21 protein-coding genes are annotated in these 20,115 nt (G+C 63.4%); 10 read left to right on the top strand and 11 right to left on the bottom strand.

Annotated elements, in window-relative coordinates:
- Positions 1-780 (bottom strand): class I SAM-dependent methyltransferase, encoded by a 780-nt coding sequence (locus Q6D67_RS07120; protein ID WP_304704893.1) that lies wholly within the window; start codon positions 778-780, stop codon positions 1-3.
- A 31-nt stretch (positions 781-811) separates the two neighbouring features.
- Positions 812-2,137 carry a hypothetical protein gene (locus tag Q6D67_RS07115; RefSeq protein ID WP_304704892.1) on the bottom strand — a complete coding sequence of 442 codons (1,326 nt, stop codon included), beginning with the start codon at positions 2,135-2,137 and terminating at the stop codon, positions 812-814.
- 113 nt (positions 2,138-2,250) lie between these two features.
- Between Q6D67_RS07115 and Q6D67_RS07110 the strand changes: the two genes are divergently transcribed.
- Positions 2,251-2,745, top strand: a complete 495-nt coding sequence (locus Q6D67_RS07110; protein WP_304704891.1) for a hypothetical protein — start codon at positions 2,251-2,253, stop codon at positions 2,743-2,745.
- Here Q6D67_RS07110 and Q6D67_RS07105 read toward each other — a convergent pair.
- Genes Q6D67_RS07105 through dapA form a run of 3 tightly spaced genes read right to left on the bottom strand, consistent with a single transcriptional unit; the run spans position 2,707 to position 5,446 of the window.
- Positions 2,707-3,501 (bottom strand): MBL fold metallo-hydrolase, encoded by a 795-nt coding sequence (locus Q6D67_RS07105; protein WP_370551929.1) that lies wholly within the window; start codon positions 3,499-3,501, stop codon positions 2,707-2,709. The genes Q6D67_RS07110 and Q6D67_RS07105 overlap by 39 nt on opposite strands.
- A gap of 11 nt (positions 3,502-3,512) precedes the next feature.
- Positions 3,513-4,574 (bottom strand): outer membrane protein assembly factor BamC, encoded by a 1,062-nt coding sequence (bamC, locus tag Q6D67_RS07100; RefSeq protein WP_304704890.1) that lies wholly within the window; start codon positions 4,572-4,574, stop codon positions 3,513-3,515.
- The gene (gene dapA / locus Q6D67_RS07095) at positions 4,574-5,446 is read right to left on the bottom strand and encodes a 4-hydroxy-tetrahydrodipicolinate synthase (protein WP_304704889.1); all 873 of its coding nucleotides are present in this window, start codon (positions 5,444-5,446) and stop codon (positions 4,574-4,576) included. The genes bamC and dapA overlap by 1 nt, the downstream gene beginning before the upstream one ends.
- Positions 5,447-5,612: 166 nt before the next feature.
- Between dapA and Q6D67_RS07090 the strand changes: the two genes are divergently transcribed.
- The 5 genes from Q6D67_RS07090 to Q6D67_RS07070 all read left to right on the top strand — a co-directional run bounded on the left by Q6D67_RS07090 (position 5,613) and on the right by Q6D67_RS07070 (position 9,672).
- On the top strand, positions 5,613-6,134 hold the full coding sequence (locus Q6D67_RS07090) for a DUF3806 domain-containing protein (protein ID WP_304704888.1): 522 nt from the start codon (positions 5,613-5,615) through the stop codon (positions 6,132-6,134).
- 65 nt (positions 6,135-6,199) lie between these two features.
- The gene (locus Q6D67_RS07085) at positions 6,200-7,333 is read left to right on the top strand and encodes an ABC transporter permease (RefSeq protein ID WP_304704887.1); all 1,134 of its coding nucleotides are present in this window, start codon (positions 6,200-6,202) and stop codon (positions 7,331-7,333) included.
- On the top strand, positions 7,333-8,118 hold the full coding sequence (locus tag Q6D67_RS07080) for an ABC transporter ATP-binding protein (protein WP_304704886.1): 786 nt from the start codon (positions 7,333-7,335) through the stop codon (positions 8,116-8,118). Before Q6D67_RS07085 ends, Q6D67_RS07080 begins: the two co-directional genes overlap by 1 nt.
- The gene (locus Q6D67_RS07075) at positions 8,111-9,082 is read left to right on the top strand and encodes an MlaD family protein (RefSeq protein ID WP_304704885.1); all 972 of its coding nucleotides are present in this window, start codon (positions 8,111-8,113) and stop codon (positions 9,080-9,082) included. The genes Q6D67_RS07080 and Q6D67_RS07075 overlap by 8 nt, the downstream gene beginning before the upstream one ends.
- On the top strand, positions 9,079-9,672 hold the full coding sequence (locus Q6D67_RS07070) for a membrane integrity-associated transporter subunit PqiC (protein ID WP_304704884.1): 594 nt from the start codon (positions 9,079-9,081) through the stop codon (positions 9,670-9,672). Before Q6D67_RS07075 ends, Q6D67_RS07070 begins: the two co-directional genes overlap by 4 nt.
- Here the strand turns inward: Q6D67_RS07070 and Q6D67_RS07065 are convergent, their stop codons facing one another.
- A complete protein-coding gene (locus Q6D67_RS07065; RefSeq protein WP_304704883.1) occupies positions 9,673-10,434 on the bottom strand; it encodes an SDR family oxidoreductase in 762 nt (253 codons plus the stop codon).
- Positions 10,435-10,613: 179 nt separating this feature from the next.
- On the opposite strand from Q6D67_RS07065, the gene Q6D67_RS07060 reads away from it, so the two are divergent.
- The 4 genes from Q6D67_RS07060 to Q6D67_RS07045 all read left to right on the top strand — a co-directional run bounded on the left by Q6D67_RS07060 (position 10,614) and on the right by Q6D67_RS07045 (position 15,882).
- Complete coding sequence (locus tag Q6D67_RS07060) at positions 10,614-11,063, top strand: Zn-ribbon domain-containing OB-fold protein (RefSeq protein WP_304704882.1); 450 nt, start codon at positions 10,614-10,616, stop codon at positions 11,061-11,063.
- On the top strand, positions 11,063-12,250 hold the full coding sequence (locus tag Q6D67_RS07055) for a lipid-transfer protein (RefSeq protein ID WP_304704881.1): 1,188 nt from the start codon (positions 11,063-11,065) through the stop codon (positions 12,248-12,250). The genes Q6D67_RS07060 and Q6D67_RS07055 overlap by 1 nt, the downstream gene beginning before the upstream one ends.
- A 368-nt stretch (positions 12,251-12,618) precedes the next feature.
- The gene (locus tag Q6D67_RS07050) at positions 12,619-13,947 is read left to right on the top strand and encodes an acetyl-CoA carboxylase biotin carboxylase subunit family protein (protein WP_304704880.1); all 1,329 of its coding nucleotides are present in this window, start codon (positions 12,619-12,621) and stop codon (positions 13,945-13,947) included.
- A 6-nt stretch (positions 13,948-13,953) separates the two neighbouring features.
- Positions 13,954-15,882, top strand: coding sequence for a hypothetical protein (locus Q6D67_RS07045; protein WP_304704879.1), 1,929 nt, complete (start codon positions 13,954-13,956; stop codon positions 15,880-15,882).
- Positions 15,883-15,946: 64 nt separating this feature from the next.
- On the opposite strand, the gene Q6D67_RS07040 is transcribed toward Q6D67_RS07045, so the two are convergent.
- From Q6D67_RS07040 to Q6D67_RS07020, 5 genes are read right to left on the bottom strand one after another with little or no spacing between them, the layout of a single operon-like run.
- Complete coding sequence (locus Q6D67_RS07040) at positions 15,947-16,810, bottom strand: CoA ester lyase (protein WP_304704878.1); 864 nt, start codon at positions 16,808-16,810, stop codon at positions 15,947-15,949.
- A 2-nt stretch (positions 16,811-16,812) separates the two neighbouring features.
- Positions 16,813-17,265 (bottom strand): cytochrome c family protein, encoded by a 453-nt coding sequence (locus Q6D67_RS07035; RefSeq protein WP_304704877.1) that lies wholly within the window; start codon positions 17,263-17,265, stop codon positions 16,813-16,815.
- Positions 17,262-18,785 carry an FAD-dependent oxidoreductase gene (locus tag Q6D67_RS07030; protein WP_304704876.1) on the bottom strand — a complete coding sequence of 508 codons (1,524 nt, stop codon included), beginning with the start codon at positions 18,783-18,785 and terminating at the stop codon, positions 17,262-17,264. The genes Q6D67_RS07035 and Q6D67_RS07030 overlap by 4 nt, the downstream gene beginning before the upstream one ends.
- Entirely contained in the window at positions 18,782-19,480 is a 699-nt protein-coding gene (locus Q6D67_RS07025) for an NUDIX domain-containing protein (protein ID WP_304704875.1), read from the bottom strand. The genes Q6D67_RS07030 and Q6D67_RS07025 overlap by 4 nt, the downstream gene beginning before the upstream one ends.
- A gap of 9 nt (positions 19,481-19,489) precedes the next feature.
- Positions 19,490-19,945, bottom strand: coding sequence for a MaoC family dehydratase (locus tag Q6D67_RS07020; RefSeq protein WP_304704874.1), 456 nt, complete (start codon positions 19,943-19,945; stop codon positions 19,490-19,492).
- Positions 19,946-20,115 lie beyond the last annotated feature (170 nt).

Here is a 20,115-nt window from a genome sequence, read left to right as displayed (position 1 = left end):
TCAGCCCGCGCCAAGCGCCGACAGCACATATACGTCGTAGCGCACGGCCTTGCCGCGAATGGCGTGGGAAGCTGCGCGCCCACCCAGCGGCGCTGCTTTCAGCGGGCGCTTGACCACCACCCGGGCCACTGGCATTTGCAGGGCCCAGGCCAGCAATGCGCTGGCATCCTCGACCGCGTCAGAGTGGCTGAACAGCGCCTGGAACAGGGCCATCTCCTTCTTGACCGCCGCCGATTTGTCCCGGGGCGGGAACATGGGATCCAGGTAGATGACGTCCTGACGCTCTACTGCAGCAGCGCCCAGCTGGCGCGCGTCGCCCTCGGCAAGCGTCATCCGCCCAACAACCTCGCCCAGCCAGCGGTCGGCGGAACTTCCGGCATGGGCCAGACCCGAGCGCAGCAGCGCCGCCACCACCGGCTCACGTTCCGCGAGGGTAACTTCGCAGCCCAGATCCGCCAGCACAAAACTGTCGCGACCCAGCCCCGCGGTGGCGTCGAGCACCCGCAGCGGACTCTTCTTGCCGACGCCCACCGCGCGCCCCAACAGCTCATTCTGCCCGCCGCGGCGCCGGTGGCGCATGGCGGCGGCACCGAAATCCACCGCCACCGGATTGGGTGCCGAACGACCCGGCGCCTGCAGGGCAAGCGTGTCGGGGGACACCAGCAAGAGTGCGGCGAAACAGTTTTTGTCCGCAGTATCGCCGGGATCCAGCAGCGCCAATCCGAGCGCTGCTGCCAGATTCTCCGCGGCAGCATAGCTTTCGGCCACAGTGGCCTGCACGCCGATCCTGTTAGCCCCACGCACTCCGGGCCTACTCCTCGCTGCTGCGGGTATCGTAACGGCGGCGTTGCAACAGTGTGGCCAGCTCTTCACCCTGCTGTTGCAGGACTTCATCGCCAGTGTCGGCCTTCTGCCGCTTGCCCGCGTTCATCGGCTCCCGGCGCGACGGCGCCGGCAACGCGCTTTCGTCGAGCCCCAGGGCAAGACTGGTGTCCTGCAGCTGCAACACCGCCTCCAGGTTATAGGCATGGCGGGAGAGGCCGTGCTTGTCAACGATCACGAAGCGGCGCGCCGCGCGGCGCTCCCCCGGGGCGGAAGAGCCACTCAGGTGGCAACGGATGTCGGCGATCACCTTGCCGGCAAACTGCACCCCCGCGATCCCGGCCAGCGCACGGCTGCAGTGCTGAATAAATACCGGGGAAAACACTTTCCCCGGCATTTGCGTGACATGGTCGGCATCCGCCGGCAGGCGGGATTCAAAGTGCCCGACAAGTATCTGGTGGGGCAGCGCCTCGCCCACCATCCGTGCCAGCTCAATGGTGACATCCCCGACAATGTAGCTGTGCACCGTAGGATTGACTCCCTCTGCCTGATACAGCTCGTAGTGGCTGCCAATATGGAAAGCGGTCCGAATGACCGGCACAGTGTTGCCGTGGGAGGCAGCACGGGCGACCGCATTATCCGCCACTACCAGCAGCATGAAGAGAAACAGATCACGGTTCGCGGCAGGTCCCAGTTCCCGGTTCCAGACGTAGTAGCCGTCACCGGTGGTGGTCCGTGAAAAGTGCACCTCGATGCCTTTGGACTGCAGCTTGTTGTAGGCGGAATTGAACGAATAGGACAGGCTGTTGAGCTGGCTCGCCTGCTCGAAGGGTGTGAACAGGGAGAACTCGGCAATATCGAACAGCAGTACGGCCCGATCGCTGACATAGCTGAGGCCGTAGCGTTTGATCAGCTGCTCGACGGCATTCAGGACCGGCGCCTCATCCACCAGCGGAGCCGCAAGCTTGATGAATCCGGGCGCCACATCCAGGCGCTCGGCAATCGCAAACAGCTCATCCCGCTGCTTGCGCCGGCGCCCGGAGATGAGGTCGCGGACAAAAGCTTCGTTGTCGGAGCCGGCGCCGTCACCCACCCGGGCACAGTAGTTGCCAAGAAAGTAATGCGGCACAAAAATCACCAGCAGGCCGCGTTCGTCGGCACTCCAGCACAGCACGATGTTCTGTCCCAGCCGCCACTGCTTGCGCAACGACGCCTCCAGCGACTTCAGATTACCGCGCTGGATAATGCTGATAGTGCTTTCGGCGCCACCGTCGGCACCGGACCCGCTACCCGGTATCTGCCCGGAACTTGCCATTACACACTCGTTTTTGTCCGCCGTTACCGCTAGCATTATAGGGCGCGGCGGAGGCTGAGGCCATGAGCCGTCGGCTCGCGCCAGTGCCAGGTCCAGGAGAGGGGAGCAAGTTCATGATCTACCGTTTTCTCGCGGGCCTGGCGGCCCTGTTCACCCTCGGCGCCTGTCAGCAGTACGACGTCAGCGTCAACGAGCGGGTGGTCTACAGCCCGCGGCCACTGCTTACCGATTTCCGGATTCCCGATCCGGCCCTGCGCGACTGCCTGGAGCGTGTCATCAATGACAACAGAATCAGCAGTATCGGCCAGTTGCAGGAGCTGGAGTGCAGCGGCGCCAACGTCAGGAGTCTCGAGGGGCTGGGGCATTTTTCCAGCCTGAGCCGGATTGACCTGGCGGGCAACGCCATCGCCGATATCGGGGAGTTGAGGGTGTTGCTGGAGCTGCGCACACTGCTGCTGGACGACAACCGGGTGGAAGACGCGAGCCCGCTGTACCGCTTGCCGGAACTGGCGATGCTGAGCCTCGCAGGCAACGGCGGCCTGCGCTGTCCTGGACCGGACCAGCTGCGGTCACTGCAGCAGTTGACCCTGCCCCGCCACTGCCGGTAGCGCCAGCCAGTCAAATCCCAGGTCCTGGGCGGCGAATACCACGCGCTCATCCAGGGGGCCGTACACCGCGGCCAGCGCGGCTGCCGCCCGCTCCGGGCAATTATTGTTCTCGCTGATGTGCGCCAATACCAGGTGTTGCAGAGTGTCGGTGCCCAGTTGCTGCAGCAGTGCGGCTGCCTGATTGTTGTTAAGATGCCCCCAATCGCCAGCCACCCGCCGTTTCAGCGCGGGGGGATAGCCACCACGACGCAGCATCTCCAGATCGTGGTTGAACTCCAGTATCAGCGCGTCGCAACCCTTGAAGCGTTCCACCACATGGCTGGTGACACTGCCCAGATCCGTCAGCACCCCGAGACTGCGGTCACCGTGGCGCAGGCGGAACTGGCAGGGCTCACGGGCATCGTGTGGCACCGCCACTGCCTCCACTTCGAGCTGGCCAATGTTAAAACGGTAGTCGCAGTTGAACCGGACAACCTCGGGGCAGCCCTGCAGCCGGCCGCTGTTCCAGGTACCCTGGGTCAGATAAACCGGGACATTGAACTGGCGGGCGAGGCGGCTGACACCGGCGCTGTGGTCGCTGTGCTCATGGGTAACCAGGATCGCGCTCAACTGTTCGCCTTCCAGCCCCAGCAGGGCCAGCCGGCGTCGGGTCTCTCGCAGGGAAAACCCGCAATCGATCAGCACGATGGTATCGCCGGCAGCCACCACGGTGGCATTGCCCTTGCTGCCGCTGCCCAATGAGGCAAAACGCAACACGGAAGCCGGCTTCAGTTGATGTTGCCCTTGATCAGAGCCAGCAGCTCCTGCTCGTCCCGCTTCTCGAGCGGCCCGGTGGCGGTGCCAGCCGGAGCCAGACGCACGGTGACCGCCTGCTCACCCGCCGCCGCCACGGTAACCAGAAACTCGCGGTCGGCCAGCGAATCTTCGTCGCCGCCGGAGAACAGCCGGGAGAACCAGCCCTTCTCTTCCTCGGCCTCCTCCCCGAGGTAGCGAACATAGTAGGTACCCCCGCTGCGATCGCGGTCCGTGATCTCAAAGCGCGAATCTTCCAGCGCCTTGGCCAGCGCCGCCCAGGCCCGGGTGAACGGCAGCCCCACCTGAATAAAGGTATAGCCGGCATCCGCCTCCTCGAGCGAGATCTTGCCTTCGGCACTCATTGCCCGGTCTGCGATCATGGACACCGGCGCGGAATCCGCACTGTTGGCAATGAACTGGGCAACCGCACGCAGCATCTCGCCCTCTTGCTCGATATTGTCCGACTCCTGTGGCCAGGTAATGCCGTCGCCGGCCTGGTCCATCTGCAAGACATGCAGTTCACTGCTACCGCGCTGCACACCCTGTTCGATCCGGAAGCGGAAGCGCGAGGACATTGCCTGGCCTTCCAACTCCAGCCAGTCGCTGTCGATAAGGCCGGCCTGGGCGTCCACCCTTGCTACCGGAATGCCCGCGGCAGCGAGGAAACTGCGCACCTGTGGCCACAACTGTCCCGGCGCGATGGCAATCAGGGCCCAGCTCTCGTCACCGAGGGACTGGATGCGAACGACATCTTCCCCGGCACCGGCCACCAGAGGAGTCGGCCTCGGCACCTCGAATTCACCATCCATGACCAGGTTGTCACTCACCGGCGGGATCGGGTAGATCTCCTCCATCGCGGAGGCGTCCTTGCCTTCCGGCAGCTGGATGGGCTCGTGTTCCTGCGCCTGTTTGTAGTCCTCGGAGGTGTCCGGGAACATGCCCTCCTCCCCGAACAGGTAGCTGCAGGCGCTGGCGCTCAGTACCAGGGTTGTGGCCAATAGTGCGCGCGTGATAAGCCCGATGTGATCTGTCATTAAATTCCTGCTGCCTCCAAAGCTGCCAGGACCTGCGCACGGTAGCGCTCGTCCAGTGGGGTCAAGGGTAACCGAATGCCCGTCTCAATCAAGCCGCGCTGCTGCATGGCCCACTTCACCGGAATCGGATTCGCCTCCATGAAAAGTGCGCGGTTAAGCCCGGAAAGCCGGTCGTTGATCAGGGATGCCCGCTGTCGATCGCCGGTCAGGGCCAAGCGACACAGTTCTGACATCTGCCGGGGAGCGATATTGGCTGTCACCGAAACGTTACCGTGACCACCGGCGAGCATAAGCTCCATTGCAGTCGGGTCGTCCCCGGAATAAATCGCAAAATCCTCAGGGCAGCGGGCCTTGAAGTCCGGCACCCGGGAGAGGTCACCGGTGGCGTCCTTGATGCCGACGATGTTGTCGAGTTCGGCCAGCCGGACCACCGTATCGTTGTCCATGTCCACCGCGGTGCGACCGGGCACATTGTACAGAATCTGGGGGATAGCCACCGCTGCTGCTACCGCCTTGAAATGCTCGTAAAGGCCGCGCTGGCTGGGCCGGTTGTAGTACGGGGTGACCAGCAGGCAAGCATCGGCGCCGTTGCGGGCAGCCGATGTCGTGAGTTCGATAGCTTCACGGGTGGAGTTGGCGCCGGTCCCGGCAATAACCGGAATGCGCCCGCTCACGTACTTGACGCAGTGCTTGATCACCTCCAGGTGTTCGGGCACGCTGAGCGTTGCACTCTCCCCGGTAGTGCCCACTGCCCCGATGGCGCTGGTGCCGGCGGCAATGTGCATGTCGAGCAACCGCTCAAGGCTTTCCCAGTCGAGGTTGCCATCCCCATGCATGGGCGTCACAAGTGCGACGATACTGCCGGTAATCATTGAAACTCTCCAGAAATGTGCGGGATTCGGTCACCTGGCCAGGAGGTGCCGGTAAAGAAGTGGGCAATTATCCATGACGGGCCGAGGATGACAACCGGATTGCGGTAAAATGAACCGCTGCCCGAAAAGGCAGTCTCAAGCCCCTGAGACGACCACGGAGTATATCATGAGAGACCTCCCTCGGATGCCGCGCCACCGCGCGACCCGCTACCTGCTGTCACTGCTGATCCTGCTCGCCGTGCCGGTGTCGGCACAGGATCGAGTGTCCATCGGTGAGCTGTCCGACCTCGACCGCGGCTATATGACCCAACAGCGCGCCAGTATTGACGATATTGCCCGCCGCCAGCTCGGTCAGGGATTCACTGGCCAGAAAGACCGGGATCTCGACCTGCTGCAACGAATCCTCGACCGGGATCTGGTGCGCCCGGACCAGATCCGGGAACTGCAGGCGATGGGCCTGATTCTCGGCGATCTGCTGGCGGAAGAACTGGGGATGCACTGGGTCGTATACGAGGACAAACTCGGGCGCAGCAGGGCCTTGCGCTATCGGGAGACAGACAACTATCTGTTCCCCATGACCATGATTTCCCGGCGTCAGGAGGCAGCAAACCAGACTTCGGTGCGGGAAATCTACCAGAGCGCCGTCGACGCAATCACGCCCTATCTCACCCCCCTGCCGTTCCAGTAGTCAGGTAGCAAATGCCGGAACTGACGGGTAGACTGCCGCTTCACCCGTCCCGGATCTGACACCGCATGAGCGAACAAGCTGCCGGCCTCGAGCTTCGGTGCGACGACGCTGCCAGGAAGGCTGTTCTGCACCTCTGCGGGAACTGGATCCAGGGCGCGGAGGTTCCTTCTTTTCCCGAGCTGCGGGCGCAGTTGAACGCCGCCGCGCCACAGGAATTGTCTCTGGACAGTACTGAACTGGGTCAGTGGGACTCCCTGCTCATGGCTCTCCTGCTGCAATGCCACAATTATTGCCGGGAGCACGACATTGAGCTGCTGAATGACGACCTGCCGGAAAATGCCCGACGCCTGCTCCGCATTGCCACTTCGGTGCCGCCCCAGCGCCGCGAGCCACGTGCCCGCACGCGCTGGTGGCAGGGAGGGCACCCGCTGGCCGTGCTGCGCAATCTGCGCGATGACCTGCGTCTGTCGCTGGCATTTTTCGGCGATGTCTGTCTCGCTCTCTGGGCACTGCTGCGGGGCAGGGCCAATACACGGTTCACGGATTTCCGCCACTTTTGCTATCAGGCGGGCCCGGATGCTTTCGCCATTATCAGTCTCACCAGCATTCTGGTAGGCATGATCCTCGGCTACCTGGGTGCCGTGCAGCTGCAGCAGTTCGGCGCCGGCATCTACGTGGCGGACCTGGTGGTCATCGGTTTGCTGCGGGAAATGGGCGTATTGATGACCGCGATCGTGATGGCCGGGCGCACTGGAGCAGCCTATGCGGCGCAGCTGGGTACCATGCAGGCCAGCGAGGAAATAGACGCCGTGCGCACCATGGGCGTTTCGCCTATCGAATTCCTGGTCACCCCGCGGATTCTTGCGCTGGTGGTGATGATGCCGCTACTGACTATCTACGCCAACCTCCTCGGCATCCTCGGTGGCGGCATCGTGGCGGGGGGAATGGGCATCTCCCCGCTGCAGTACATCAGCCAGGCCAGTGCAGCCATCAGCCTGCCCCATATCGGCGTCGGCCTTTTAAAAAGCGTGGTGTTCGCCATCCTGATTGCGATTGCCGGCTGCCGCTCCGGCATCCAATCGGGCCGCGACTCGGCCGGTGTCGGCCAGGCGGCGACGGAGGCGGTGGTCACCGCCCTGGTGTACCTGATCGTGGCCGACGCGGCGGTCAATATTCTGTTCCAGCATCTGGGCGTGTGATGAACGACAGCGTCCGTGAAGTTCATATTGAAGTCCACGACCTGGCCATGGCGTTTGGCAGCAACGTCATCCAGCGCGACCTGGAATTCGCTGTTTATCGGGGCGATATTTTCGTCATTATGGGTGGCAGCGGCTGCGGCAAGAGCACCCTGCTGAAGCACATGCTGGGGCTGATCGAGCCCGCCGCCGGCGAGATACTCTACGACGGTAAAAGTTTCACTCGCGCCAGCAGCGCAGAGCGCGACTTGATGCGCCGGGGCTGGGGGATCACCTACCAGTCCGGCGGGCTGTTCAGCGCCATGAGCCTGGAGCAGAACGTCAGCCTGCCGCTGCAACTCTACACCGACTACACCGCGGCGCAGATCGCCGATGTGGTCGACTACAAACTCTCGCTGGTGGGCCTCGGCGGTTTCCAGCGCTATTATCCGGCGGAGATCAGTGGCGGCATGCGCAAGCGCGCGGCGCTGGCCCGGGCGATTGCCCTGGACCCGCAGATCCTGTTCTTTGATGAACCCTCGGCGGGGCTGGACCCGATCAGCTCCCGGCTGCTGGACGACCTGATCCTGCAACTGAAAGAGTCCATGGGCGCCACCGTAGTCATGGTGACGCACGAGCTTGAGAGTATTTTCGCTATTGCGACCAACAGTGTGTATCTGGACGCCAGTAGCCGCACCATGATTGACTATGGTGATCCGCGGCAGCTGCGCGACCGCAGCGAACAGCCCGTCGTGCGCCAATTCCTGGCCCGCAGCGCTGGCGCAGGGGAGGATCAGGGCAGTGAATGACGAACATCCGCACAGCGTCGCCATAGGCGGCTTTATCATCGGTGCGCTGCTGATTGTGTTGGCAACGCTGTTATTTGTCCTCGGGTCCGGCCTGGGCGCCGAGCGCACCAGGGTAGTGATGGTCTTCGACAGTTCGATCAAGGGCTTGAGCGTTGGCGCCCCGGTGGCGCTGCGTGGCGTGGAGATCGGCCAGATTACCGGAATCGACCTGATCCTCGACAGCGACACCGCCGACCTGATCATGCTGGTGGAAGCCGACGTGTCCAGCGCCAATGTGCAGAGCACCCGGCGCGCCTCGGAGGAAATGATCGACGACCTTATCGCCCGCGGCCTGCGCGCCCAGCTCAACCAACAGAGCCTGCTGACCGGGCTCCTCTACGTGCAGCTTGACTTCCACCCGGACACACCCGCGCTGCTGGCCAAAATCGATAGCGAATACACCCAGATCCCGACCATTCCCACGGGTCTGGAAAAGTTCACCCGCCAGATAGAATCGCTGGATATCGCCCAGATCGCCTCCGATGTACAGAGCATCGCCGCCGGCATTGACCAGTTCATTGGCCAGGAAGAGTTCCGCCGGCTGCCTCAGGAATTGAGTACAACACTGGTAGGAGTACAGACCCTGACAGCGGAGCTGCAGGCGGCTGTGGCCGGCGCGAGCCCGGGCCTGGAGCAGGTTCTGGCCAGCACTGACCTTCTGGTCACCCAGGCCAGCGACGCCTTGCCGGCGCTGACCACCATGTTGGACCAGAACCTGGCCACCCTGCAGGACGCGGCAGCCGCCTTCGAGAGCACCATGACAGAAATTGACGGGCTGGTCGCACCGGACTCGGCCACGACCTACCAACTCAACCAGGCGCTGAAGGAGTTGGCAATGGCCGGGCGCGCACTGCAATTACTGGCCAAGACTATCGAGGAACAGCCCGAATCACTGCTCCGGGGCAAAAACGAGGACAAGCCATGACGCCGATACGCCTGTTGTGTGGCGCAGCCGCGGCCCTGCTGCTGGTAGCCTGTGGCAGCTCGCCGCAGCACAACTTCTACCTGCTCAGCGCCGAGAATCGGGCGGTTGCCAGCGGCCAGTCGCCCTCCCTCGGCATCGGCCCGATCGAGATCCCGGAATATCTGAATCGCAACAGTCTGGTGTACAGCCGCGGCAGCAACCAACTGCACATCGCCAGCTTTGAACGCTGGGCCGAGCCCCTTGAGCACGGTATTCAGCGCGTAATGGGTCTGAATCTGGCGGCGGAACTGGGTACCCAGAATATCCGGCCCCACCCCTGGCAGCGGGCAGATGCGCCCGCCTATGCCGTGCAGCTCTGGGTGCTGTCGCTGGATGCCGCCGGCCAGGAGGCGGAACTGGTAGTGGAGTGGAGGGTGTCACGGCGAGACGAGTCCGGCACGCTTGAGCGGCGTATCAGCCGCTTGTCACAGCCACTGCCAGGGCCCGGTTGGGAGGCCGCGGACGCCGCGGGCGCCTACAGCAGGCTGCTGCAGGCGCTCAGTGCGGAGATTGCCTCGGTCATTCGCGATGCCGAGGCGGCCGATAGCTGATCAGAAACCGTCGCTGCGCAGCATGGCATCGGACCCGCCGTCGACAAAGAACACTGAACCACAGACGAAATCAGCTTCATCGCTCAGCATGAAGCGCATGACATTGGCGATCTGGTCCGGCTGCGCGGCCTCTCCCCAGGGCACGCTGGCACTGAACTCGCGCATCGCGTCGCCAAATTGCGGATCCTTGAACACCTGCTCCGTCAACGGAGTCAGGGTGATGCCTGGCGCCACGGCATTGACGCGAACGCCGGCCTTGGCCCAGGCTACCACGTTGCGGCGCATCCACAGCACCAGAGCACACTTGGATCCGGAGTAGACCGTCTGCCCTTGCTCGGCTTCGGCCACAGCCAGCGCCGCGGCCTCATCGCCCGCCAGGAACGCCTGCACCAGGGGATGCGACGTCTCGGTCATGGGCGCCGAGTTGGAGCTCACCAGCAACACCGTACCCCGGCGCTTGCCCAGCAGGTCCTGCAGGCCGGTAGCCAGGTCGACGGCGCCGAAGTAGTTCACCGCAGCGATGGTGCGCGACGCTGCGACCGGCGGCAGGCCGGCGCAGGCGATAAAGCCATCCAGACCGTCGGCCGCGCGCGCCCGCACCGCCGCCAGGGCCGAGTCCCTGCCGCTGCTGGTCGAGAGGTCGGCGATAATATCGCCCTCCTGGATGTCAATGGAGATTACCTCGTGCCCGGCCCGCTGCAGTTGCTGGCGCAGGGCGGCACCGATACCGGTCGCGCCGCCTGTCATTGCGTACAATTTCATATTGTTTGGTCCTCAGTTGAGCGTGGAGAGCTATTCTCGCCCAGCCCGGGCCACAGTGGTAACGGCGAGGTCTGCATTGGTATACCCGCCGGTACAGAAGCTCGCCGCGATGCCCGCAACCTTGCCTGCCCCGGGGGCGAATAGTACCCTGCATGCCGCGTATCAGCGGAGTGCATTTCATGAGCAACAAACCTCTCGCCCCTGCGATTGAGGGCTGGTTCACCCTGGACGATCAGCCGCAGCTGATCGGCAGCCAGTGCTGTGCCTGTAGCACCTATTTCTTTCCCAAGCAAAGCCGCTACTGCAAGAACCCGGACTGCGACAGCACCGAGTTCCGCGAGGTGCCGCTGAGCCGCACCGGGCGCATCTGGAGCTACACCAACGCCTGCTACCAGCCACCAGCGCCGTTTGTTGCCGCCGAGCCGTTCGAACCCTACACCATCGCCGCGGTGACCCTGGAAGAGGAGCAGATGACCGTCCTCGGACAGGTGGTTACCGGAGTCGCCGTGACCGACCTGAAGGTGGGCATGGAAATGGAACTGGTGCTGGAACCGCTGCATGAAACCGAGGAAGACATCAAGATGACCTGGAAGTGGCGCCCGCTTGCCAACCAGGGAGGGCAGCACTGATGAGCAATGAGATCGCCATTATCGGCGCCGGCATGCATCCCTGGGGCAAGTGGGGCCACAACTTTGTCGAGTACGGCGTGGCCGCGGCCCGCGAGGCCCTGGCGGACGCGGGTATCCACTGGCGCGAGGTGAAGTTTGTCTCCGGCGGCGCCACCGTGCGCTGCGGTTACCCCGGTTACGTTGCCGGCGCTACCTTCGCCCAGGCCCTGGGCTGGCAGGGCTGCGAGGTCAACACCTCCTACGCCGCCTGCGCCTCCGGTTCCCAGGCCCTGGCCGCGGCCCGCAACAAGATCCTTGCCGGCGAGTGCGAGGTGGCGCTGGTAGTCGGCGCAGATACCACGCCCAAGGGCTTCCTGGCTCCCGCCGGCGGCTATCGCCCGGAGGATCCGGACTGGCTCCGCTTCTACCTGGGCATCACCAACCCCACCTACTTTGCCCTCTACGCCCGGCGCCGGATGGACGTGTACGGTGACACCCTGGAGGACTTCGCCGCGGTCAAGGTCAAGAACTCGCTGATCGGCAGCAAGAACCCTCGCGCCCGCTACCGCAAGTGCTTTACCGCCGAGGATGTCGCCGCCTCGGCCATGGTCGCCGACCCTCTGCGACTGATGGACATCTGTGCCACCAGTGACGGCGGCGCAGCCCTGATCGTGTGCAGCCTGGACTACGCCAGACGCATCGGCAAGGGTGACGCCCCGCGCGTCGCCGCCATCTCCACGGTCACCCCCAGCTTCGCCAGTGCCGTGGTGGAGATGCCCGACATCGCCACCGATTCCGCGGCCGCCGCGGGCATCGAAGCCCACAGCTTCCGCGCCGCACTGCCGGTGAAAGCCTATGAAGAAGCGGGCATCGGCCCGGAGGATGTCGACGTGGCCGAAGTCTACGACCTGTCCACAGCACTGGAACTGGACTGGATCGAGGACCTGCAACTGACGCCACGCGGGGAAGCCGCCCAGTGGCTGCGGCGGGGCGACACCGCGGTCGGCGGCAAGATGCCGGTGAACCCCTCGGGCGGCCTGGCCTGCTTCGGCGAGGCCGTCCCGGCCCAGGCCCTGGCCCAGGTCTGCGAACTGACCTGGCAGCTGCGCGGCATGTGCGGCGACCGCCAGGTCGAGGGCGCCAGAGTAGGCATTACCGCCAATCAGGGCCTGTTCGGGCACGGCAGTTCGGTAATCGTAAAGCGCTGACTGAGTACCCACCAGGCATTTTGCAGATGGGCCCCCACGGGCCCTTTTTTCTGCAGCGGTGCCCCTGCCTTGAAGAGAAGTCGGAAAAAAATCTGGATTTCCGCTATAATCCTCCCCAGCGACGCGCTTTGAGCGCGCTCTAGTTCAATGAGGCATCCCCGTATGCCCGCCCATATCCCGGTCAACACGCGGGGTAGTCAAACCCGGGAGATACCTCCCGAACGCACCACGCAACGGCCTCTGGCCAGACGTGGCGCAGCGCTCGATACGAGCTGTCGATTCTCGAAGAACATTGCAGGATCGCTTTAGTGCGTCGGAACGGTTCGAATCGAACGCCGGTTTTCGAAAGCATCACAAGGAGAACATGCATGTCAATTTTGTCAGATAAAATGTCGGTAACCTCAGACGCACAGGCCCCGTCAAATCTTTCCTCCTGGGTCGATCCAACCATGGACTCAACTCGCGGAACAGAAACACCCAAGGATCCCGAGAAAGGATACATTGCACTGCTTGGCTGGAGCGTGAATGCCATCAAGGCGGCGCAAAACTTTGATCGCCGCTACGTGGTGGTTGCGCCCAACTGGGCCGCAGATTTCTGCGAGGCCAATAAAATCCCGTTCATTCCCTGGGATTTCCTGCGCCTGAATGACCGCTCCATGGAAATTGCCCAAGTGCTCAAGGACAAGGGCGTTGATGTCGCCATACCGCTGTTCGAGGAAACCGTCGAATGGTCAGGTGCAATAAATTCGGTCCTGATGGACAAGCCCCACATGTATGGTCAGTCCATCCTGTTTCGCGACAAGGCGCTGATGAAGCGCCGCGCCCAGCTCGGCGGCATTCGCGTGGGTATCTTTGAGGAAGCGCACGAGAAAGAGGACATCGTCCGCTTCATGAAGCGAGTCAACCAGACGCTGCTCAAGCTCGACGGTGACCCGGATGACCCGATTCACGTCAAGGCATTCGACAAGGCTGGCTGCCTCGGCCACCGGATGATCCGCAAGATCGAAGAAATCGACCAGATACCAGCCGAGGAGTATCCGTTGCTGATGGAAAGCCACCTGGACGGCTGGGAATTCGCGGTCGAGGCCTGGATTCACGACGGCAAGATCAAATTCCTGAATATCTCCGAGTACGTCACGCTTGGCTATTCGGTGTTTGTCCCGGCCACTGCAGAGCTGGAGAGCTGGCGCAACGCCATCACCAAGCAGATCGAAAAACTGATCAAGACCTTCGACATCCAGTTCGGTCTGATCCACCCCGAGTATTTCGTGACTGCGGACGGTGAGATGTACTTTGGCGAGATCGCCTATCGCCCACCGGGCTTCAAGGCCTTCGAACTGATCGAGCGCGCCTACGGCTTCAGTGCCTACCAGGCGTCGATGCTGGTTTTCGACCCCAAGAGCACCAAGCAGGAGGTTGATGACTTCTTTCCCAAGGAAGTCGTGGACGCGAAGGGTTACGCGGGCTGCTTCGGTGTCTATCCACGGCGCCGCGTGGTCAGCAAGCTGGAAATGCCCAAGGAGACCACAGAGCACCCGTATTTCGAATCCCACGAGCTCATCGCGCCTACCGAGGAAGTGGTTCCGGATCGCTCGGCCTTCGGCACCCATTGGGGCCTGGTTTTCTTCTTCGGCGACGATCCCATCAAGATGCGCGATCTACTCAAGGCCCAGGAGGAGTTGGACTTCTACGTCTAGAGGCCGATGTACCGGGAGCAGTTTGACACGGCGATTGCGAACCTTGCCGTCAGCAATGCTGGCGAGGGCATATCGCCCGTGTTCGATGTTCTGGAACCCGCGCGGGCATTGATGCTCGAAGCCGAGGGTCTGGACGCAATCTACCAGCGCGTACCGGCGCTTGAGGCTGCGGGGTTTTTCCGCGGCAGCGACTGGGACTTTCCGCAAACGCTGGCGCCTTCCCTCTCCGCCCAGACGGTGCGTCAGGGCGAGCCGGTCGCGACCCTGGTCGAGAGCCTGAGCCAGATTCGCCTGCTGGCTGTGGCCAGGGGCGACTACCAGCATCCCTCGGTCTCCCCGGAATATGCCCATCACTTTCTCGCCCAGGTGATGGCCATGAATCTCGATCTCGTGGTCAACGATCTGCACGAGGCCGACCGATTGCGACCCGACAGGCTCGGCTACGCGGTCAGGAACCTCTATCACTACCTGGTGCAACAACTGGGCTACGAAGACATTTTGCAACATCTGGTCGCCGAAGTGTGGCGGGTACTTGCACAGCGGCCGATCCAGGTTGCGGGCGTCAAGCACATGGTGACCCAGATTGCGGTCTGTCTGCACAGTGCGAACACGGTAGCCGGGGATGATGCGCTGCAACTCGTCAGCGCCCTCTTCAGCCCCACCCAGGCCAGCCGGGATGACCCTGGCATTGATATCTACGCCGAGCGGCTTGCCGCCATGGATGACGCGACACTGCTGCAGGAAGCCATTGCCTTCGCCCAGGCAATGCACAAGACCGGCCTGGTCTCGCCCTACATGCCGTGCTTTATACGTTACCTGCGAACCCGGTGGAACGCGCTGATTCCAACGGCCCTGGGCCTCAGCCAAACTGGCGCGGACGCTTTTCACTGCTACTCAGCCCTGGTTCACACGCTCATTGATGAGGCCCTTTTTGTCGAAACCAGCCAGGCCGCCTACGGTCTCGCCATGATGCTTGAACGAGGAATCCTGTACTCGCCGCCGGTGGCACCGTCCCTCTGGCGCCAGGTGCGGCTGTCTTTGTGTGAAACGGCCTCGGAGAAAATCGTTGCTGTTTTTGGCAGCGGCCGTTCACCTGAATGCTTTCTGCTCGCAGACGTGCTCAACCTGCTCGGCCTTCCCCTGGGCGTGGGCCAGGGCAATTATCCTACCTGCCAGTCTACACGTGCGCTGTCCATGTGGGCCTACAGCACCCCGGCAGAACTGCTGCGGATCGTCGCCTGGGCGGCGCGCGACAACGAGGTGGTTATTCGCTTCGAAGGTGACAGCATTTCCTCCCGCGAACTCGGCGCCGGCCTGGCAACGGAACCGCCGGTGGAAGTGGACGCCGTTTCCCTGGTAACGGTGCCGCACCTCGATCGTATCTACTTCGAGATGGGACGCCGCAGCGTCGGGCGAGGGGAAGACCCCCACAAGTGGGTCAATGCCGAGTTCCATGGCGACCAGGTCGGACTGGGCTTTCGCATTGCCGTCGATGTTTTCACCGGTGGGCTAAAGGATTTCGAGGGTTTTATTTGCGATTTTTATGCGGCCTACCATCCTTTCTACAACGGCGACATTCCGGTGATCAACCCACAACCGGCGGGTATCGCAGTCACCGATAGCGCCTCGCGCTTTCTTGGCTGGCATGCCATCACCATCCAGCGCCTTGCCCTCGATCCGAGCCAGGTAATGCGCGTCTACTTCTTCAACCCCAACAATGACAGCGGACAGGACTGGGGGCAGGGAATCCTCACCTCGACCCAGGGCCATGGCGAACTCTACGGTGAAGCCTCACTGCCGGTGGCCGAATTCGCCTCACGGCTGTACGTGTTTCACTATGACCCGCTGGAGAAAGGGGACCCAACCACTGTCCCACATGATGAAGTGCGTCGGGCGATGGGCCTGGCTCAAGCCAGCTGGGCGTCGGGGCGATAGGCTGAAGCGTCCGACTATCCATAACGGCTGAACGGTTGACTCATGTTCAACGTCAACCACTATCTCATCCGCGCTCCAGCCCCTCGACATGCGCCGCCGCATCCAGCACCCGACGCGCTTCGTCCACATGCATGGTCTCGATCAGCTTGCCATCCAGCACTGCCACGCCCTTGCCTTGAACCGTCGCCTGCTCCCAGCAATCCAGCACCTTGCGTGCATGCTCCACAGCAGCGGCGTCTGGCCCGAACACCGCATTGGTCACCGCAATCTGCCCGGGGTGGATCAGGGTCTTGCCGTCGAAGCCCAGGGCACGGCCCTGCTCGCACACCGCGCGCAGGCCTTCCTCATTCTTGATATCCAGGTAGACGCCGTCCAGCACCGTGATGCCTGCCAGGCGTGCGGCCAGCACGCAGCGGCCCAGGGCGTGTTGCAAGCCGGTGCGCGCAGGATCCGCTGGCAGGCGCAGTTCGTAGGCCAGGTCGGTCGTGCCCAGTAGCAGGGCGCTCAGCCTGCCGTAGCCGGCAATCAACTCCACATTGGCCACGCCTGCCGGAGTCTCGATCATGGCCCACAGGGTCATGTCTGGACGCTGCAGTTCTTCCAGCAGGGCGGACACGGCGTGCAACTGCGCCACAGATTCCACCTTGGGCAGGCACAGGGTGCTCACGGCGGTCGCCGCCAGGGCGCGGATATCCGCCTCGCCCCAGGGGGTGGCCAGGGCGTTGCAGCGCGCCACCAGTTGCCGGGGCCCGTAGCCCCCGGCAGCGAGCTGGGCTACCAGTTGTTCGCGGGCCTCGGCCTTTTTCCCCGGCGCCACCGCGTCTTCCAGGTCAAAGACTACGGCGTCCACGGGCAGATCCCGGGCCTTGTCCATGGCCCGCTGGTTGCTGGCGGGCATGTACAGGGTGGAACGCAACAGAACGGTCAAGGTTATCTCTCCTGGTCGGTCGCGGGCGCCGGGGTTTCTTCAGCGGACGGCTCGACGCCCCGCACCGAGGCGCGTTTCAGGTAGGCAATCAGGTCCGCCCGCTGCTGCGGATCGGAAATCCCGCGGGCCATCATGGTGGTGTTCGGGAACATCGCCAGCGGGTCTGCCAGCCACAGAAAAAGCAGCTGCGGGGTCCAGACAAACTCCGCCTCGCGGAAGGTTTCGGAGTAGTGCTCGAAGCCCGGTTGCTTGCCCGCCACCTGGCCAAAAATCCGGTGCAGGCTGGGCCCGTTGTTGTGACCCATTGCCTTTTCGGGATAGTGGCAGGTGCGGCACTGGCCGAATACCAGGCGGCCCCGTTCGTAATCACCCTCGGGCATCACTGGCGGGGAATTCTGCGCCAGCAACGCTGGCGCTGCGATTACCAGCACCAGCAACACGCCCCAACGCTTCATGCAAGGTTCCTTGCGGTTGCGGCCGCGATACCGGCACGGCGGCCAAAGAAGGTGCAGTCACCGACCGAGAGACCGCTGGCAATGTAGGGTGCCACCGGCAGCCCCGCGGCTGTGCGGCCCACCGCATAGAGGCCGGGGATGGCTTCGCCGAAGGGGTTGATGACCCGTCCATCGATATCCGTGTGCAACCCGCCGAAGGTATGGGCAGTAAAGAACGCGCGCTTGACCGACAGGTCCCAGGCTTTGAAGGGGGGCTTGTCCAGCGGTTGCAGGTAGCGCTCCTGTTTCTGGAACAGGGGATCGCGGCCAGTGGCGGCAAAACGGTTGTAGTAGGCCACGGTGTGCTGCAGGGCACTCTGGGGGAAATCAGTTCGGGCGGCGAGGTCGCCGATTGTCGGCGCCTCCGCGAGCTGAAGGAAATTATCCTGGTGGAAATCGAAACTGCTGGCTGCGTCGGTGATGAGCCAGGCCCTGCCCTGTTGCTGGTAGGCGATGGCGTCCCCCAGCACGCCGTAGTAGCTGTCCTCGCCGATAAAGCGCTGGCCGCTGGCATTGACCACGATCCCGGCCAGGGTGGACTCCGGCGGGTAGATGGGTGTTATGGCAAAGCCTTCGTTCATGCGCAGGGTTTCGCCACCCGCGGCCGAACCCATGGCGATGCCCTCTCCCAGATCGCCGGCATTGCCCCAGGGTGTGGAGCAGTCAAACAGTGCAGGCGCGTGGCGCTGCACCATGTCGCGATTGTGGATGAAGCCACCGCAGGCCAGCACCACCCCGCGGCGGGCGCGGACGTTGTGCTCGCGCCCGTCCTGGATCACCTGCATGCCGATCACCCTGCCGTCGCCTTCCAGAACCAGGCGGCGCCCGGACACTCCCGCGCGCATGATGACGCCGGCAGCCCGGGTCTGTTGCAGCAGAGCTTCCATCAGACGCCGGCCGCCGGTCATCCCGGGCTCACCGGGCACATGGCCGCGGGGTGCGGGGCGGGAAGTATCGCGCGCGGGCCAGGCCAGTTCATTGCCCGAATAGTAGAGCGATTCGTCGCCCAGGGTCAGCTCCTTGACGTCGGTGTAGCGGTCGTTATAGGGGACGCCCATTGCCACCAGCCAGTCGAAGTGGGCAACGCTCTCCTCGCAGTAGAGCTGGATCTTGTCGAGTTGCGGATAGCCGCTACTGTTGTCGGCAATAAAGCGGTACATGTCCTCGACCGTGTCTTCAAACCCGGCCGCTTGCTGCAGGGCAGTGCCCCCGCCGGCGTAGACCACGCCGCCGGACATGGCGGAGGAACCGCCAAAGCGCGGCAGGGCCTCGATCAGCAGCACCCGGGCACCGCTGCGTCGGGCCTCGATAGCGGCGCTGCAGGCAGCGGAACCGGAGCCGGCGACCAGCACGTCAACGGTTTCATCCCAGCGCCCGATCTCGGCGCGTGACAGCGCCGCAGCCGGACCGGACAGGGCGACGCCTGCGCCCAGGCCCAGCCCGGCCAGCAGCTCTCTGCGCTTCAGGGCCGAAGGCTTCACTGCGGCAGCTCCCGAATATACTCGAGCTGGTAGTTGATCATGTAGGTGCGGTGACGCGGCCCGCTGGCGCTTTCACAGCGGTCCTCGTAGCCCGCATCGCCGGCGTAGAGAAAGCAGACGCCTCCCTCCAGCATCACCATGCGCGGCGCATACATGAACGGCTGGCGCTCGCGCACCGCAGCCTCGGCTGCGGCACAACAATCGTGACCGGCAAGGTCCGCCAGGCTGACAAAGGTCGGCGGCATCAGGCGGAACACGTTGTCGGTATCGCGAATTTCCGCGAAAGCCTGCTCTGGACGCAGCCAGCGATGGGCAGCGATCTCCCCGCCATCGACCCGGATTTCCTGGTCATCACCCAGTACCGCGAGAAAGAACCAGGTGCTGTAGCGGCGCTTCACGCCTTCCGGTGTGGTCCAGTGGGAGTGATAACTGAGCTGGTCCGGCGTGATGACTACCCCCGCCTCTTCCCCGGTCTCGCGGATGGCCGCATTGACCGCTGCCTGGTAGTCATCCCCAGGGACTGCATAGTCCGCAGGATCGACTCGCCCACCCGGGAACACCCACTCGCCACCCATGTGTTTGAGGGCGGCATTGCGCTGAACCAGCAATACTTCCGGCCCCGAGGCGCCATCCCGCATCAGGACCACGGTCGCAGCCGGGTGCACTGGCACAGCCTGTTCACTCAACTCAAGCATGCCGACACCTCAGGGAAAGAACCGACTGATGGTGTCGATCACGCAGGCCGGCCGGTCACTGCCCTCGACCTCGATGGTCATGCGCACCACCACCTGCACGCCGCCTTTGACTTGTTCCGCGCTGAGGATCTCGCCGGTGCCCCGCACCCGGCTGCCCACCGGCACCGGTGCCGGAAAGCGGACCTTGTCGCAGCCATAGTTCACGCCCATGGAGACATTGTCGACCCGCAGCAGCTGGGGCAGAAACAGGTTCGCCAGCGACAGGGTGAGGTAGCCGTGTGCAATGGTCTTGCCGAACGGCCCCTGGGCAGCGCGCTCGGGATCAACATGGATCCACTGATGGTCCCCGGTCGCTTCCGCAAACAGGTCGATGCGTTGCTGGTCTATCTGCAGCCAGTCACTGCTGCCCAGGTGGGTACCCTCAGTACCCAGCAGGGCGGCCGGATTGTCAAACACGGTGGTCATTGGGGGTATTTTCCTGTTGCCAGATATGGCCGCGACTATAGCACCCGCGGCTGACAGGAGCAGCCAGGGCGGTTCAATGTTTCCCACCAGCCATTGGGGGATTTTTTTTCACCAGTCATTGGCGCGATTGAAATTATGGTGTTATAGTTACGTATAACACCATATCAATA

The sequence above is a fragment of the Haliea sp. E1-2-M8 genome (genome assembly GCF_030649675.1).
Classification (GTDB): domain Bacteria; phylum Pseudomonadota; class Gammaproteobacteria; order Pseudomonadales; family Halieaceae; genus Haliea.
Note: the sequence above shows the minus strand (reverse complement) of the source record. Positions and strands in the feature narration are given on the sequence as shown.

Bases quoted from the DNA above. Each gene is read 5' to 3' on its own strand.
- Q6D67_RS07045 (WP_304704879.1), top strand. From the start codon at position 13,954: ATGTACCGGGAGCAGTTTGACACGGCGATTGCGAACCTTGCCGTCAGC.
- Q6D67_RS07060 (WP_304704882.1), top strand. From the start codon at position 10,614: ATGAGCAACAAACCTCTCGCCCCTGCGATTGAGGGCTGGTTCACCCTG.
- Q6D67_RS07025 (WP_304704875.1), bottom strand. From the start codon at position 19,480: ATGCTTGAGTTGAGTGAACAGGCTGTGCCAGTGCACCCGGCTGCGACC.
- Q6D67_RS07080 (WP_304704886.1), top strand. From the start codon at position 7,333: ATGAACGACAGCGTCCGTGAAGTTCATATTGAAGTCCACGACCTGGCC.
- bamC (WP_304704890.1), bottom strand. From the start codon at position 4,574: ATGACAGATCACATCGGGCTTATCACGCGCGCACTATTGGCCACAACC.
- Q6D67_RS07115 (WP_304704892.1), bottom strand. From the start codon at position 2,137: ATGGCAAGTTCCGGGCAGATACCGGGTAGCGGGTCCGGTGCCGACGGT.
- Q6D67_RS07050 (WP_304704880.1), top strand. From the start codon at position 12,619: ATGTCAATTTTGTCAGATAAAATGTCGGTAACCTCAGACGCACAGGCC.
- Q6D67_RS07035 (WP_304704877.1), bottom strand. From the start codon at position 17,265: ATGAAGCGTTGGGGCGTGTTGCTGGTGCTGGTAATCGCAGCGCCAGCG.
- Q6D67_RS07090 (WP_304704888.1), top strand. From the start codon at position 5,613: ATGAGAGACCTCCCTCGGATGCCGCGCCACCGCGCGACCCGCTACCTG.
- Q6D67_RS07110 (WP_304704891.1), top strand. From the start codon at position 2,251: ATGATCTACCGTTTTCTCGCGGGCCTGGCGGCCCTGTTCACCCTCGGC.
- Q6D67_RS07020 (WP_304704874.1), bottom strand. From the start codon at position 19,945: ATGACCACCGTGTTTGACAATCCGGCCGCCCTGCTGGGTACTGAGGGT.
- dapA (WP_304704889.1), bottom strand. From the start codon at position 5,446: ATGATTACCGGCAGTATCGTCGCACTTGTGACGCCCATGCATGGGGAT.
- Q6D67_RS07085 (WP_304704887.1), top strand. From the start codon at position 6,200: ATGAGCGAACAAGCTGCCGGCCTCGAGCTTCGGTGCGACGACGCTGCC.
- Q6D67_RS07055 (WP_304704881.1), top strand. From the start codon at position 11,063: ATGAGCAATGAGATCGCCATTATCGGCGCCGGCATGCATCCCTGGGGC.
- Q6D67_RS07065 (WP_304704883.1), bottom strand. From the start codon at position 10,434: ATGAAATTGTACGCAATGACAGGCGGCGCGACCGGTATCGGTGCCGCC.
- Q6D67_RS07070 (WP_304704884.1), top strand. From the start codon at position 9,079: ATGACGCCGATACGCCTGTTGTGTGGCGCAGCCGCGGCCCTGCTGCTG.